The following is a 14294-nucleotide window of genomic DNA, read 5'->3' on the forward strand; positions in this document are numbered from 1 at the left end:
TTGACGGGGAGCTAACGCGCGGGGAGCCGTCTAGTTCTCCCGCACGACCTTCAAAACCGCCTCGCCGTAACGATCCAGCTTGCCCTGGCCGACGCCGCCGGACTTGCCGAGCGCCGCCAGGGTGGCCGGACGCGCGGCGGCGATCTCGGCCAGGGTGGCGTCGTGGAAGATGACGTAGGGCGGCACGTGCTGCGCCTGCGCCTGCTCCTTGCGCCACGCGCGCAGGGCCTCGAACAGGACCTGGTTCTCGGTCGGGATGGTCAGGGCCTTGCCCTCGCGGCGCTTGCGGCCGGCCGTCGAGCGGCCGGTCTCCGGCGCCTCGGCCATCTGGCGCAGGGCGACGCGGCGCTCGCCGCGATAGACCTGGCGCACGCCCTCGACGTCGCCCAGGCCGATCAACGGCCGGCCGTCATTGGGATCCTCGCGCAGCAGGCCCTCGAAGATCAGGGTGTCGAACAGGTCGCGCCAGACCGGCTGGCTGAACTCGCGGCCGATGCCGAAGGTCGGCAGCTGGGCCTCCTGCGGCGTGACGTCCTTGGTCTTGCCCAGCAGGTGTTCGATCAAGCGACCGCGCCCGAACCGGCCGCCCATGCGGTGGACGGCCGACAGCGCCTTCTGAGCGGCCTCGGTGGCGTCGATGCCGGTCGGCGGCGAGACGCAGACGTCGCAGACCCCGCAGCGGGCCACGCCCTCCTCGCCAAAATAGCGGCGGACGGCGGCGGCGCGGCAGGTGACGCCCTCAAGCATGGAATAGAATTGGCGCAGCTTGCGGCCTTGCGCCTGCTTGACCTCGTCGGGGGCGTCCTTGGTCTCGATCCGGCGGCCGGCCCAGGCCATGTCGGCCGAGCCGTAGAGCGTGATGCCCTCGGCCGGCTGGCCGTCGCGGCCAGCGCGGCCGACTTCCTGCCAGTAGGCCTCGATGGCGGCCGGCGGGTCGGCGTGGATCACGAAGCGGACATCGGGCTTGTCGACGCCCATGCCGAACGCGATCGTCGCCACCATCACCGCGGCGTCGGCCTCCAGGAAGTCCTCCAGCCGCTTGGCGCGGACGGCCTTGTCGAGGCCGGCGTGATAGGCCAGGGCCGGAACGCCCTCGGCGTTGAGCTTCTCGGCCAGCTTTTCGGTGGAGTCGCGGCTGCCGGCATAGACGACGCCGGCCCGGCCAGGACGTTCCAGCACCAGTTCGACCACCCGGTCATGGCCCTTGCCGCGCTTGCGCTCGGCGGAGAGGGCCAGCTCGGGCCGGGCGAAGCTGTCGACGAACTCGGCCGCGCCCTGCAGGCGCAGTTCGGCGCGGATGTCGTCGCGGGTCCGGGCGTCGGCGGTGGCGGTGACGGCCAGGCGCGGCACGTTCGGGAACAGCTCGGCCAGCCGCCCCATCATCCGGTATTCGGGCCGGAAGTCGTGACCCCACTGACTGACGCAGTGGGCCTCGTCGACGGCGACCAGGGCCAGTGGGGTGCGCGCCAGGCGATCCAGCATCCACGGCTGCATCAGGCCCTCGGGCGACAGGTACAGCAGGTCCACCTCGCCGGCGTCGATGCGCCGCCAGATGTCCGAGCGCTCGTCCATCGAGACGTTGCTGTCCAGCCGCTCGGCCGCCACGCCCGCCTGGCGCAGGCCCTGGACCTGGTCGGCCATCAGCGCGATCAGCGGCGAGATCACCAGACCCAGCCCGGGCCGGATCAGCGACGGGATCTGATAGCACAGGCTCTTGCCGCCGCCGGTCGGCAGCACGGCCATGGCGCTGCGCCCGGCCAGGATCTCGTTGATCACCCCCGCCTGCATGCCTCGGAAATCGGCGTGGCCGAAGGTGCGCCGCAAGACGTCGCGGGCGTGGTCGAGTTCTGGGGATTCGGGAGGAACATACACGGGCGCTCTTTTGGCAGCGTCCGGCCCCCAGGCCAAGTGTTGGGGCCCCCAGGACGTCATGATCACCGCGCCTCTCGCTTACTCAATTCCAGGTGGCATATCGCCATGATCGGCCGAGCGCCACAAGAGCGCCTCGGGTCGCATTTACCGCTCGTCAATCTTGTCGCGCGTTCTGTGGGCTTCGGCTAAACGGAACACGCGCGAGCGTGAGCCTCCTCGCGGCCGCATCTTGGAACAGGAAGACCATGGCGAACGGACCCTTCGGCGGGAACAAGGCGGCCAGGCCGCAGCGCACCCCGCTCCAGGCCCTCGTCTATTGGGGCACGGTCCTGGGCGTCTGGGGCTTGATCTTCATCGTCGCCTTCTTCGCGGTGTTCGCCAGCGATCTGCCGGACACGTCCAAGCTCTACGACGTCAAGCGCCAGCCCTCGATCAACTATCTGGACCGCTCGGGCGCCCTGCTGGCGGTGCGCGGCAGCCAGTACGCGCCGCCGGTCGATATCGACGCCCTGCCGGAATACGTGCCGGCCGCCTTCGTGGCGATCGAAGACCGGCAGTTCTACCACCACTTCGGCTTCAACCCCTGGGGCATCATGCGATCGGTGGCGTGGAACGCCACCCATGACGGCCCGCAGCGCGGCGGCTCGACCATCACCCAGCAGCTGGCCCGCAACCTGTTCCTGAGCCCGGCCCAGAACTATCGCCGCAAGGCCCAGGAGCTGATCCTGGCCGTCTGGCTGGAGATGAAGTTCAGCAAGAAGCAGATCCTGGCCCTCTACATGAACCGGGTCTATTTCGGCGCGGGCGCCTACGGCATCGAGGCCGCCTCGCAGCGCTACTTCAACAAGCCCGCCAAGGACCTGACCATCGGCGAGTCCGCGCTGCTGGCCGGGATGATGAAGGGGCCTGCCCGCTATTCGCCGGTCTCGGCCAAGGAGCGCGCCGCCCGCCGCGCCACCATCGTCCTGGACGAGATGGTGCGCATCAAGGCCATCACGCCCGAGCAGCGCGACGAGGCCTTCAAGGAGCCAGTGCGGGTCTCGGCCACCCTGGCCAACCAGCGCGCCCAGTACTTCACCGACTATATCGACGCCCAGGTCCGCTCGCTGGTCGGCGAACCGACCGAGGACCTGGTCGTCGAGACCACGCTGGACCTGCCGATCCAGGTCTCGGCCGAGCGCGCCGTGAAGCTGGGCGTCGATGGCCACGGGGCCCAGGGCGTGCAGCAGGCGGCGCTGGTCGCCATCGACGGCGAAGGCCGTATCCGCGCCTATGTCGGCGGCGCCGACTATGCCGACAGCCAGTTCGACCGCGCCACCACCGCCCGCCGTCAGGCCGGCTCGGCCTTCAAGCCGTTCGTCTATCTGACCGCCATGGAGCAGGGCCGCACGCCCGCCGTCATGGTCGTCGACGAGCCCGTCAAGATCGGCAACTGGGAACCGAGGAACTACACCAACAAGTATCTGGGCCCGATCACCCTGCAGACGGCCCTGGCCCAGTCGATCAACACGGTCGCCGCGCGGCTGGCCAACGAGGTCGGCACCAGCAATGTCGCCGCCACCGCCCGTCGCCTGGGCATCACCAGCAAGATCCAGCTGGACCCGTCGATGGCCCTGGGCGCGGTCGAGGTCTCGCCGATGGAGATGGCCCAGGCCTACGCCCCGTTCTCGAACGGCGGCTTCATGGCCAAGGGCTACGGCATCGAGCGCATCCGCACCGCCAGCGGCAAGGTGCTGTACGACCACAGCGTCGACCGCCAGGCCCGCTCGGCCGTGATCGGCTCGCCGGCCCTGCAGTACATGAACCAGATGATGCGCCAGGTCGTCGCCTCGGGCACCGGCACGCGCGCCAGGGTCCCAGGCTACGACATCGCCGGCAAGACCGGCACGACCAGCGACTACAAGGACGCCTGGTTCGTCGGCTACACGGGCGGCTTCGTCACCGCCGTCTGGACCGGCAAGGATGACAACACCCCGATGAAGCGGGTCACCGGCGGCGGCGCCCCGGCGGAAATCTGGCGCACCTTCATGGCCGCCGCCCTGCCCCGCCTGAAGGCCACCCCGATCCCGGGCGGCGTCGTCGAGCCTCCGCCGATCGAGAACACCGACCCGATCGGGGACCTGATGAACACCACGCCGGGTCCGGAAGGCCCGGCGGCGGAAACCCCGGCCGGCGCGGCCCCGCCGGCGGACCAGCTGCCCTACTAGGTCGGCGAAGCCCCGATCGCGTGCAGCTCTGCCGCGTGGGCCCGTAGCCACGCCCGATGCGGAGCGGGATCGCCGGCCAGCCGCTCGCACAGCGCCCAGAAGCGCGGCCCGTGGTTGGCCTCGATCAGATGGGCGCACTCGTGGGCGGCGACGTAGTCGGCCACCACCGCCGGGGCCAGGATCAGGCGCCAGCTGTAGCGAATCGCCGCCGGAGCCCTGGATGTCGCCGGCCGGCAGGAGCCCCAGCGCGCCTTGGGATCGGCCACCGCCACCGACGGCATCGGCCGGCCCAGGGCCGCGGCATGGACGGCGGTGCGCTCGGTCAGCACGGCCAGCGCCTCGCGCCTGGCCAGGCGGATGACCTTCAGCCCCCAGTTGGCGTCGTCGGGCGCGACGATGCGGGGCCCATCGCCATGGGCGTCGTCAAGGCGGGCCCGCCCCGGACCGACCTCGAGGCGATAGGCCTTGTCGTTAAGCCGCAGGATCCCGCCGGGCGCCAGGTTCATCCGCTCGGGCAGGGCCGCCAGCTGCTTGGCGATCCAGCCGGACTTCTCCTGGGCGAAGGCCACGGCCTCGTTGAGGCGCTTGGGATTGGGAGCCAGGGCGACGATCTCGGACCTGGCCCGGTCGACGCGCAGCGAGATCCGCCGCGCCCGGCCGTCCACCCGCAGGCGAACCGGCCAGCCGCCGATCTCCAGTCGATCACCGTCGGAAAAACGTTGGGCCTTGAGCGCGAACATCGGGGCTTAAGATCGGGTGCGTTGGCTCGCGCCGCAAGCGGGCCCGCAATCCTCGCCCTTCGACAAGCTCAGGGTGAGGATTTCTAGTGTCCCGATTCCGAAGTTCGCAAGCGCTTGTGGCAAGCTCCGACGAACTTCGGAATCGATAAGGACACTAGCGCGGCGCCAACATTCGTCCTCACCCTGAGCCTGTCGAAGGGCGAGGACGGTCGCTCGGCCCCTACGCCTCTTCCTCGAAGTGCGGGTCGCACTTGCGGATGAAGCGGCGCACGCGCGGATAGATCTCCTCGCGGAAGCGGCGGCCGTTGAACACGCCGTAGTGGCCGACGCCGGGTTGCACATAGTCCAGCTTCAGGTCGTCGGGGATGTTCGCGCACAGGCCGTGGGCGGCCTGGGTCTGGCCGATGCCGGAGATGTCGTCGTTCTCGCCCTCGACCGTCATCAGGCCGATGTCGGTGATCGTCTCGGGTTTCACCAAGGTCCCGCGGTGCGTCAGCTCGCCCTTGGGCAGCAGGTACTGTTGGAAGACGATGTCGATGGTCTGGAGATAGAACTCCTCCGTCAGGTCCAACACCGACAGATACTCGTCATAGAACTCCAGGTGCTTGTCGGCGCTGTCGCCGTCGCCGGTCACCAGGTGCTCGAAGTAGCGGCGGTGGGCCTCCTGGTGGCGCTCGGCGTTCATGCTCATGAAGCTGGCCAGCTGGACGAAGCCCGGATAGACGCGCCGGCCCGCGCCCGGATAGGGCGGCGGAACGGTGTAGATCATGTTCGACTGGAACCAGGTGAACGGCTTTTCCTCGGCCAGCTGGTTGGTCACGGTCGGCGACAGGCGCGCGTCGATCGGCGAGCCCATGAAGGTCATGCTGGCCGGGCGCGACGGATGGTTCTGCTCGGCCATCAGGGCGGCGGCGGCCAGGACCGGCGGGCCGGGCTGGCAGACGGCCACGACGTTCGGGCGCGGACCCAGCACGGCCAGCATCTCGATGATGTGGTCGATATAGTCGTGGAAGTCGAAGCGGCCTTCCAGCACCGAGACGTTACGGGCGTTGACCCAGTCGACGATGAACACCGAATGGTCGGGCAGGAAGGCCTCGACCGTGCCGCGCAACAGGGTGGCGTAGTGGCCCGACAGCGGGGCGACGATCAGCACGGCGGGATCCAGCGAAAACTTCCCGGCCCGGCGCATGTCGGCCATGTCGCGGTCGAACTGGATCACCCGCGCCCAGGGGCTTTGCCAGACCACGGTCTCACGGACGCGGACGTCGACCTGGCCGACCCTGATCGTGTCCAGGTTCCATTTGGGCTTGCCGTAGCGGCGCGTGACGTTGGCGAACAGATCCGCGCCGGCGTGCATATGTCGGCCGACGGCCGAGTCGGCGGCCGGATTCAGCGGCGATCCCCAGAAGTCCCGGGCCGCCCGCGCCGCGAGGCGCATCGGCGTGGAGGCGTAATAAGCCGCCTCATGTAGAGCGTAGAGCATGGCGCACTCGCGATGTTGCATCGCAACATAGCACGCCAAAGCCTAAGAGAGTCTACCTTTCACAGCGATTGGCGCCGCGTCATGGGGCCGCCTCACGCCGGAGTGGTAGCGTTCTCAGCCCTCGCGCATCGCGTCGCTGATCCGGCGTGCGATGTCCGCCGGCGGCAGGTTGTAGGGGATTACCGTCTTAAAGCGCCCCTTGGGGTCCATCAGGTAGATCGCCGTCGAGTGGTCCATGGTGTAGCCGGGGCCGTCGCCGACCTTGGCGTAGTAGACCTTGTAGGCCTTGGCGGCCGCCTGGACCTGCTCCTGCGTCCCGGTCAGGCCGATCGTCGTCTTCGGCACATAGTCGGCCGACAGATAGGTCTTCATCTGCTGGGGCGTGTCGCGGGCAGGGTCGATCGAAATGAAGACGATCTGCAGGTCCTTGGCCTTGGGACCCAGCTGGTCGGTCGCCGCCGCCAGGCCCTGCAGCGTGCCCGGGCAGACGTCGGGGCAGTAGGTGAAACCGAAGAACACCGCGCTCCATTTACCTTTCAGCGCTTTCTCGGTGGTCGGAACACCATTCTGGTTCACCAGCTGGAACGGCCCGCCGACCGCGACGGACGCTTGGGACTTGAATACTCCGGCGCGCCACGCCAGGCCCGCGGTCACGGCGAGCCCCAGGACGCAGGCCAGGATCAGGACAAGGCGGTGGCGAGGCATGTGCTTTTCATCCTTTTCTTGCCGCTTGTCCTTTTGCTCTCGCAAAGCGCGCAATTCTGGACAATCCTGCGACCATGACTGACGTATCGTTCGCGAGAGCGCCCGACGATCAACGTCACAAAGGGCTCGATAGGCCGGGCGACGAACCGGCGCAAGACGACGCCTGGTCCTGGACGGCTCCAGGACTGCGCCGCGGACGCTTAAGGGTGCGAACCCTTCTGGCGCAGCGCTGGCTATGGGTGGTCGGCCAGACCGCGATCCTGCTGATTTCCGGACTGGTTCTGAAGCTGCAGGTGCCGTGGGCGCTGTGCTTCACCCTGATCGCCCTTTCGGCCTGGCTGAACGTGCTGCTGGGCCTGGCCTCCAGCGGCCAGCGCCTGGCCCGCGACGGCGAGGCCACCGCCCAGATCGCCTTCGACATCCTGCAGCTGTCGGGCCTGATCTATCTGACCGGCGGCGCGCACAACCCCTTCGCCTTGCTGCTGATCGCGCCGGTGACTCTGGCGGCGGCGACCTTGCCGGCCCGCTACGCCTTCGGCCTGGGCGCCCTGGCCATCGCCGCCTCGGTGCTGCTGGCGATCTTCCACATGCCGCTGCCGACCATAAACGGCCGTCCGTGGCCGTTCGAGCCCAACCCGTTGATGCTGTGGACCATCGTGTCGGCGCGGATCGTCGGCATCATCCTGACCGCCGCCTATGCCTGGCAGGCGGCCAGCGAGTCCGCGCGGATGGAGCTGGCCCTCAACGTCACCGAGACCGTGCTGGCCCGGGAGCAGCGTCTGTCGGCCCTCGGCGCCCTGGCCGCGGCCGCCGCCCACGAGCTCGGCACGCCGCTGGCGACCATCTCGGTGGTGGCCCGCGAAATGGCCCGCAACGCGCCCGACGAGCAGACCCGCGAGGACGCCGAGCTGATGATCGGCCAGGCGGCCCGCTGCCGCGAGATCCTGCAGCGCCTGACCGAGATGCCCGAGGCTCAGGACGCCGTGCACGAGCGCATGAGCCTGGTCCAGCTGGTCCAGGACGTGATCGAGCCGCACCTGGTGCATGGCGTCCGCGTGGAAGCCGTCGTCAACGGTCCTTCGGGCGAGACCGCCCCGGACATCTGGCGGCGCCCGGAGATCATCCACGCCATGACCTCCATCGTCGAGAACGCGGTCGATTTCGCGAGGGGCGAGGTGATCGTCATCGCCCGCTTCGACGCTCGCTACATCGTCATCGAGGCGCGCGACGACGGTCCGGGCTTCTCGCCGGAGGTGCTGGCCAAGCTGGGCGAGCCCTATGTCACGACCCGTCCGGGCGCGGAAGGGTCGCGAACGGGGCACATCGGCATGGGTCTGGGCTTCTTTATCGCGAAGACCTTGCTGGAACGAACCGGCGCGACAGTGGATTTCCGTAATGGTCGCCGGGGTGGGGCGGTGGTTTCGGCGCGCTGGCCTCGTCCGGCCTTGGAAGCTCCTGGTTTCGCGGGGGCTTGAGTACGACGCGGAAGCACGAAAGTATGGGTTGTTATTTGGCCTGTTGAGTATTGGCGCTGGGGAGGCGCGGACTTCTATGGCGGATATCGGTGAGCTGGTTTCGGCGCTGCCGGACAAGACGCTGCTCTTGTTGGATGATGACGCTCCGCTGCGGACCCGATTGGGTCGAGCGCTGGAGCAGCGAGGGTTCGAGGTGACGCTGGCCGCGTCCGTGGCCGAGGCCCTGACCCTTCTGCGCAGCCATGCCCCGGCCCACGCGGTGCTGGACATGCGGCTGGAGGACGGCTCGGGCCTCAAGGTGGTCGAGGCGGTGCGCGACGCCCGCGCCGACGCCAAGGTCATCATGCTGACTGGCTACGGCAACATCGCCACGGCCGTGGCGGCGGTGAAGGCGGGGGTGGTCGACTACCTCTCCAAGCCCGCCGACGCCGACGACGTGGCCCGCGCCCTGCTGGCCGCCAAGGACGCGGCTCCGGTGCCGCCGGAAAACCCGATGAGCGCCGACCGCGTGCGGTGGGAGCACATCCAGCGCGTCTACGAGATGTGCGGCCACAACGTGTCGGAAACGGCGCGCCGGCTGAACATGCACCGGCGGACGCTGCAGCGGATCCTGGCGAAACGCGCGCCGCGCTGAGATGCAAGATCCTCCCCCACGACACGGGGGAGGATCTATCCCATCACATCGCCGAGATGCCGCCGTCGACCTTGATCTCGGCGCCGGTCATGAACTTGCTCTCGTCGCTGGCGAGATAGAGCACCGCGTTGGCGATGTCGTTCGGCTCGCCGATGCGGCCCAGCGGCACCTGACGGGCCAGCTTGGCGAAGGCTTCCTCCTTGCCGAACCGCGAGGTGAAGCCCTCCAGGATCGGGGTGTCGATGAAGGTCGGGTGGATGGAGTTCGAGCGGATGTCGAGCTTCATCTTGGCGCAGTACAGCGCGATGTTCTTGCTGAGCAGCCAGACCGCCGCCTTGGAGGCGTTGTAGGCGGGCGAGTTGCCGTTGGCGATCAGGCCGGCGATCGAGCTCAGATTGATGATCGAACCCGGCTGATGCGCCCGCATGTGGGTCAGGGCGTGCTTGGCGCCCAGGAACACCGAGTCGACATTGACCGACATCACCTTTTTCCAGAGCGCGAAATCCAGGCTCTCGATCGGGCCGTCGCCGCCGATGCCGGCGTTGTTGACCAGCACCGACAGGCCGCCCATGTCGCCGGCGGCCTTTTCCAGCACCTCGATCCACTGGTCTTCCTGGGTGACGTCCAGATGGTAGGCGAAGGCCGTGCCCGCGCCGTGGGCGCCGTTGATCTCGTCGGCCACGGCTTGGGCGCCGGCCAGGTTGAGATCGGCCAGGGCGACCTTGGCGCCTTCCTTGGCCAGCATCCGCCCGGCCGCCGCGCCCAGGCCCTGGGCCCCGCCGGTGATGAAGGCCTTCTTGCCGGCGACCCGGCCCGTGCTCTGCGCCATGCGGCGTCCTCCCGATTGTTCAAACAACAGTTTGAACCGGGCATGAGAACAGGGGAAGCCGAAATCTCTCCTCCCCCTCTTTGGGAAGGGGGACAGCTCGGTCTCGCCTACGCAGACCCCCTCCGTCTCCGCGCGTATTCGCGCGAATCCACCTCCCCCAGAAGGGGAGGAGACTCCTAGGCGGCGCTGTCCATGAACTTCGCCAGCGTCACGTCCAGGTCCGTCACACCATCCGCGTCGTGCGTCGTCAGCAGCACCTCGACGCGGTTGTAGACGTTGAACCATTCCGGGTGATGGTCGAGCTTGTCGGCCATTAGCGCCACGCGGGTCATGAAACCGAAGGCTTGATTGAAGTCCGCGAACTTGAAGGTCTTGGTGATCGCGTCCTTGCCGGAAGCCGCGCTCCAGCCGGAAAGCTGGGCGAGCGCGGCGTCTGCGCCGATCTTGGGACGGGACATGGGATTTCTCTTCCGACGATGAAGAGAAGCCCGTGGGCCACGGGCTTCTGGGGTTTCCCTCTCAGAACGCCAAACCGGTCGCTTGGGCAAGGTCGTCCAACAACTGAGCCTCGCCCGACACCTTGATCGCCGTCATGCCCAGGGTCGCCGCCGGCTTGCAGTTGATCCCCAGGTCGTCGAGATAGACGCACCTGTCCGGCGCGACGCCCAGCCGCTCGCACATCATCTGGTAGATGCGCGGATCCGGCTTGCGCACCCCGGCCTTGGAGCTTTCGATCACCGCGTCGAACAGGGCCATGATCTCGCCGACCGCCAGGGCCTTTTCGGCGCTCTGGGCCATGCCGGGTCCATGGCCGGTGGGGACGTTGTTGGTGATGCAGCCGACCTTGAACCGCGCCTTGCAGGCCTTCAGCGCCTCCAGCACCCGAGGCCGTAGGTCGCCGTAGAGCAGCGGCAGCACCTCGGCCCCGCGCACCGCATGGCCCAGGCGCGTCGCCTCCTCCAGGAACAGGCCGTCGAAGGCCGTCGCGTCGATCTCGGCCCGCTCGAAACGGGCCCAGGCGTTCACGTCGGGGTCGGTGGCGTTGACCGTGCGGATGAAGTCCGCGGGCAGGCCGCGCTCGGTCTCGTAGCGGCGGAAGGCCTCGAACGGCGAGGTGGTGAACACCCCGCCGAAATCCCAGATCACCGCCTCGATCGCCATGGCCGCCCCTCAAACAGATGTTTGATGCAACGCTACCCGTCTCGCGGCGTGAGGGGAAGCCGCCACGGCCACGCTCGCGCGACGGGTGAAAGGACGCTCGCGACCGCGCTGGAAATGTTTTGTTAACCCTCGTCCGGAGTCGCCCATGATCGCCTTTCGCCGCCTGACCACGATCGCCCTCGCCACGGCCGCCGTCCTGACGGCCGCGCCCGCGCTGGCCGGTTCGAGCCCTGGCGGCGTCGGCGGCCCGCCGGGTCCGGAGATCCTGCCGCCCAACGCCGCGCCCGGCCAGTGCTTCTCGCGCCGGGTCACCGGTCCGGGCGGGGCCTATCGCTGGGATCGTATCGAGTGCGACAGCGCCTATGGCGGCGGCTACGGTCACGGCTATGGCGGCGGTCGCCTCGACGTCCAGACGCAGGGCGCGCCCGCCTACGGGTATCAGGGCGGGTACACGACCGACTGTGGCGGCTGCGGCGGTTGCGCGGACCGTGGCTATCCGGGCGGCTACGCCCATGCCGGTGATCGCTACGGCGAGCGCCGGTACGATAGTCGCAATTCGCGATCACAGTACGCGTACGAGAGCAGCTCATACAGCGGCGGTTACGCCTATGGCCGTGGGGGCCAGGGCGAGAACTATCCGCCGCTGTATGGCTACGGCTCTCCCTACCCCGGTTACGTCGCCGCCGGGCGCGACGAGGCCGGTTACCTGATCTGGCCCGGAAAGGCGCCTTAAACCCCAAAGTGGGTGGCGCCGCCCTTGCGCCGGAAGCGTCGAGTTGCACCAAAATGGGACGGGGGAACTATTCATCATGCGCACGCCAAGCCGGCCGTTTTTCAAGGCCTATGAACTCGTGGCCATCGCCATCTTCATCATCGCGGGGGTGGTCGTCAGCCGGATCGGTCTCGTCTACTGACGGGCTGATCCCGGAACCGGCCTGAAGGTCGTTTCGCTTCAAATTGGAACAGGATCGCCCGGCTCACGCGTTGTGTGGGTTCAATCGGAGCCACGATCCTGTCCACGGCCGACGTCACGCCCGCGCCCAAGCCGCCCCGGAACCCGTTCCGAGGCCTGTCGCGGCGCGCCCGGATCGGCATCGGCGCGGCCCTGACCCTGGTCGCGGCGATCGTGATCTTTCTCGTGATCTTCGACTGGAACTGGCTGCGCGGCCCGATCGGCCGCTACGCCTCGGCCCAGCTGCAGCGCGAGGTGGCGATCACCGGCGACCTGCGCGTCCACCCCTGGTCGTTCGCGCCCAAGGCCGAGGCTTTTGGCGTGCGGATCGGCCAGCCGGCCTGGGCCAGGTCCGTCGATCCACAGGCCGGCCAGATGGCCCAGGTCGAGCGCATCGCGGTGCAGATCAAGATCCTGCCGCTGCTGCGCGGCCAGGTCATCCTGCCGTTCCTGGCCATCGACAAGGCCGACGTGCGCCTGCTGCGCGACAAGGACGGCCGGGCCAACTGGACCTTCGGCGCGAGGAAGAGCGACAAGCCGCTGAAGCTGCCCGCCGTCCAGCGCTTCGTGATCAACGAGGGCCGGCTGCGGGTCGACGACCGCCAGCGCGGCGCGCTGTTCGTCGGCACGGTCAACGCCCAGGAACGCGCCGGCGACAGGGGCGGCCGCTTCGTGCTGGAGGGCAAGGGCAGCCTGAACCGGTCCGCCTTCGTCGCCCAGGTCACCGGCGGCCCGCTGCTGAACATCTCGCCCAGCCGTCCCTACCCGTTCGACGCCGACATCCGCGCCGGCTCGACCCGCGTCACGGCGCAGGGCAAGGTCATCAAGCCGTTCGATCTGGGCCGCTTCGAGACCCAGCTCACCGTCTCCGGCGCGGACCTGAACCGCCTGCACGACCTGACCGGCCTGACCCTGCCCAACACCCCGCCCTACAAGGTCTCGGGCCATCTGGTCCGCAGGGGCGACCGCTACGACTTCGAAAAGCTGTCGGGCCGCGTGGGCGACAGCGACATCCGTGGCGACCTCTTCGTGCTGACGGGTCGCGAGCGGCCCTATCTGGAAGCCGACCTGCGCTCGCGCCGGCTGGATTTCGACGACCTGGGCAGCCTGTTCGGCGCCGCTCCGGCCACCGGTCGCGGCGAGACCGCCTCGGCCGGCCAGAAGGTCGAGGCCGCGCAACGTGACGCCACCCAGCGCCTGCTGCCCGACGCCACCCTGCAGGTCGAACGTATCCGCGCCATGGACGCCAAGGTCAGCTACCGCGCCGAGACCGTGAACGCGCCCAATCTGCCGCTGCGCAAGGTCAGCGCGGAGGTGGTCCTGGAGAAAGGCGTGCTGACCGTCGACCCGCTGGCCCTGACCTTCTCGCGCGGCGACCTGAAGGGAACCGTGCGCCTGGACGCCCGCCCGGCCACGCCGAGGACCGACATCGACGTGCGCCTGCTGAACGGCCGCATTGAGGACTTCATCCCGATCAAGAGCCAGGGCAGGCCGGCCATCGAGGGCGCGGTCATGGCCCGCGCCAAGCTGACCGGCACGGGCAACAGCGTCCACCGCGCCGCCTCCACGGCCGACGGCTCGGTCACCCTGGTCGCCCCGCGCGGCCAGATCCGCCAGGCCTTCGCCGAGCTGCTGGGCGTCAACGCCTCCAAGGGCCTGCTCCTGCTGCTGTCCAAGAGCGACAAGGAGACGCCGGTGCGCTGCGCCGTCGCCGACTTCGACGTCCGGAACGGCGTCATGACCACCACCACCTTGGTCGCCGACACTGGCGTGGTGCTGGCCAAGGGCCGCGGCACGGTGAACCTCGCCACCGAGCGCATGGACTTCCGCATCGAGGGCGACAGCAAGAAGCCGCGCCTGGTGCGCCTGTTCATCCCGATCACCATCAAGGGCCCGATCATGGCGCCCAAGACCGGCCTCGACGTCAGCAAGACGGTGGGCCAGGGCGGCGTCGCCGCGGCCCTGGGTTCGCTGATCAACCCGCTGGCCGCATTGCTGCCCTTCGTCACCGCCGGCGAGACCAAGGACGCCGACTGCGCCGGCCTGGTTTCCGAGGCCCGCCAGCAGGGCGCGCCGGTGAAGGTCGGGCAGACGACGGCGGCGAAGGTCAAGAAGTAGCGGTCGCTTGGGCTCGCGCGGATGTTCCGAACGTCCAGCCGAAGAGCCGACCTTGAGCTTCGCTGGCTCTTGCCCCATCTTCCCGTCACCAACCTCTCTTGTGTGGTTCATGTCCGAG

Annotated in this window: 13 protein-coding genes and 1 pseudogene; 6 read left to right on the forward strand and 8 right to left on the reverse strand. The window is 68.7% G+C overall.

Features of this window, described 5'->3' with window-relative positions; all coding sequences use genetic code 11:
• Window positions 1–30 precede the first annotated feature (30 nt).
• Complete coding sequence (recQ, locus tag AC1RNC_RS21245; RefSeq protein WP_492888232.1) at window positions 31–1872, reverse strand: DNA helicase RecQ; 1842 nt, start codon at window positions 1870–1872, stop codon at window positions 31–33.
• A 245-nt stretch (window positions 1873–2117) separates the two neighbouring features.
• Between recQ and AC1RNC_RS21250 the strand changes: the two genes are divergently transcribed.
• Entirely contained in the window at window positions 2118–4079 is a 1962-nt protein-coding gene (locus AC1RNC_RS21250; protein WP_492888233.1) for a transglycosylase domain-containing protein, read from the forward strand.
• On the opposite strand, the gene AC1RNC_RS21255 is transcribed toward AC1RNC_RS21250, so the two are convergent.
• The 4 genes and pseudogenes from AC1RNC_RS21255 to AC1RNC_RS21270 form a co-directional block, all read right to left on the reverse strand.
• Window positions 4076–4819 carry a YgjP family zinc-dependent metalloprotease gene (locus AC1RNC_RS21255; protein ID WP_492888234.1) on the reverse strand — a complete coding sequence of 248 codons (744 nt, stop codon included), beginning with the start codon at window positions 4817–4819 and terminating at the stop codon, window positions 4076–4078. The two genes, AC1RNC_RS21250 and AC1RNC_RS21255, sit on opposite strands and share 4 nt — an antisense overlap.
• 37 nt (window positions 4820–4856) lie before the next feature.
• Window positions 4857–5098: pseudogene (locus tag AC1RNC_RS21260) on the reverse strand (hypothetical protein); the annotation flags it as partial.
• Complete coding sequence (locus AC1RNC_RS21265; RefSeq protein ID WP_492888235.1) at window positions 5040–6302, reverse strand: polyhydroxyalkanoate depolymerase; 1263 nt, start codon at window positions 6300–6302, stop codon at window positions 5040–5042. The pseudogene AC1RNC_RS21260 and the gene AC1RNC_RS21265, both read right to left, overlap by 59 nt.
• 114 nt (window positions 6303–6416) lie before the next feature.
• Window positions 6417–7007, reverse strand: coding sequence for an SCO family protein (locus tag AC1RNC_RS21270; RefSeq protein ID WP_492888236.1), 591 nt, complete (start codon window positions 7005–7007; stop codon window positions 6417–6419).
• Between the two features lie 74 nt (window positions 7008–7081).
• On the opposite strand from AC1RNC_RS21270, the gene AC1RNC_RS21275 reads away from it, so the two are divergent.
• Together AC1RNC_RS21275 and spdR are read left to right on the forward strand one after the other, a co-directional pair.
• The gene (locus AC1RNC_RS21275; RefSeq protein WP_492888237.1) at window positions 7082–8482 is read left to right on the forward strand and encodes an ActS/PrrB/RegB family redox-sensitive histidine kinase; all 1401 of its coding nucleotides are present in this window, start codon (window positions 7082–7084) and stop codon (window positions 8480–8482) included.
• 76 nt (window positions 8483–8558) lie between these two features.
• The gene (spdR, locus tag AC1RNC_RS21280; protein WP_492888238.1) at window positions 8559–9116 is read left to right on the forward strand and encodes a stationary phase response regulator transcription factor SpdR; all 558 of its coding nucleotides are present in this window, start codon (window positions 8559–8561) and stop codon (window positions 9114–9116) included.
• Window positions 9117–9159: 43 nt separating this feature from the next.
• Here spdR and AC1RNC_RS21285 read toward each other — a convergent pair whose 3' ends face one another.
• The 3 genes from AC1RNC_RS21285 to AC1RNC_RS21295 all read right to left on the reverse strand — a co-directional run bounded on the left by AC1RNC_RS21285 (window position 9160) and on the right by AC1RNC_RS21295 (window position 11106).
• Window positions 9160–9945, reverse strand: coding sequence for an SDR family oxidoreductase (locus tag AC1RNC_RS21285; protein ID WP_492888239.1), 786 nt, complete (start codon window positions 9943–9945; stop codon window positions 9160–9162).
• Window positions 9946–10121: 176 nt separating this feature from the next.
• On the reverse strand, window positions 10122–10403 hold the full coding sequence (locus tag AC1RNC_RS21290; protein ID WP_492888240.1) for a 4a-hydroxytetrahydrobiopterin dehydratase: 282 nt from the start codon (window positions 10401–10403) through the stop codon (window positions 10122–10124).
• 61 nt (window positions 10404–10464) lie between these two features.
• Window positions 10465–11106: an HAD-IA family hydrolase gene (locus AC1RNC_RS21295; RefSeq protein ID WP_492888241.1), complete on the reverse strand. Its 642-nt coding sequence runs from the start codon at window positions 11104–11106 to the stop codon at window positions 10465–10467.
• Between the two features lie 145 nt (window positions 11107–11251).
• Between AC1RNC_RS21295 and AC1RNC_RS21300 the strand changes: the two genes are divergently transcribed.
• From AC1RNC_RS21300 to AC1RNC_RS21310, 3 genes are all read left to right on the forward strand, one after another.
• A complete protein-coding gene (locus tag AC1RNC_RS21300; RefSeq protein ID WP_492888242.1) occupies window positions 11252–11839 on the forward strand; it encodes a hypothetical protein in 588 nt (195 codons plus the stop codon).
• Between the two features lie 76 nt (window positions 11840–11915).
• Entirely contained in the window at window positions 11916–12020 is a 105-nt protein-coding gene (locus AC1RNC_RS21305) for a hypothetical protein (RefSeq protein ID WP_492888243.1), read from the forward strand.
• A gap of 74 nt (window positions 12021–12094) precedes the next feature.
• Window positions 12095–14176: an AsmA family protein gene (locus AC1RNC_RS21310; RefSeq protein ID WP_492888244.1), complete on the forward strand. Its 2082-nt coding sequence runs from the start codon at window positions 12095–12097 to the stop codon at window positions 14174–14176.
• Window positions 14177–14294: the final 118 nt, after the last annotated feature.

The sequence above is a fragment of the Caulobacter sp. GW822-FHT01G02 genome (assembly GCF_058802865.1).

Bases quoted from the DNA above. Each gene is read 5' to 3' on its own strand.
- AC1RNC_RS21300 (WP_492888242.1), top strand. From the start codon at position 11,252: ATGATCGCCTTTCGCCGCCTGACCACGATCGCCCTCGCCACGGCCGCC.
- AC1RNC_RS21285 (WP_492888239.1), bottom strand. From the start codon at position 9,945: ATGGCGCAGAGCACGGGCCGGGTCGCCGGCAAGAAGGCCTTCATCACC.
- AC1RNC_RS21295 (WP_492888241.1), bottom strand. From the start codon at position 11,106: ATGGCGATCGAGGCGGTGATCTGGGATTTCGGCGGGGTGTTCACCACC.
- AC1RNC_RS21305 (WP_492888243.1), top strand. From the start codon at position 11,916: ATGCGCACGCCAAGCCGGCCGTTTTTCAAGGCCTATGAACTCGTGGCC.
- AC1RNC_RS21265 (WP_492888235.1), bottom strand. From the start codon at position 6,302: ATGCTCTACGCTCTACATGAGGCGGCTTATTACGCCTCCACGCCGATG.
- AC1RNC_RS21270 (WP_492888236.1), bottom strand. From the start codon at position 7,007: ATGCCTCGCCACCGCCTTGTCCTGATCCTGGCCTGCGTCCTGGGGCTC.
- AC1RNC_RS21250 (WP_492888233.1), top strand. From the start codon at position 2,118: ATGGCGAACGGACCCTTCGGCGGGAACAAGGCGGCCAGGCCGCAGCGC.
- AC1RNC_RS21275 (WP_492888237.1), top strand. From the start codon at position 7,082: ATGACTGACGTATCGTTCGCGAGAGCGCCCGACGATCAACGTCACAAA.
- spdR (WP_492888238.1), top strand. From the start codon at position 8,559: ATGGCGGATATCGGTGAGCTGGTTTCGGCGCTGCCGGACAAGACGCTG.
- AC1RNC_RS21255 (WP_492888234.1), bottom strand. From the start codon at position 4,819: ATGTTCGCGCTCAAGGCCCAACGTTTTTCCGACGGTGATCGACTGGAG.
- AC1RNC_RS21290 (WP_492888240.1), bottom strand. From the start codon at position 10,403: ATGTCCCGTCCCAAGATCGGCGCAGACGCCGCGCTCGCCCAGCTTTCC.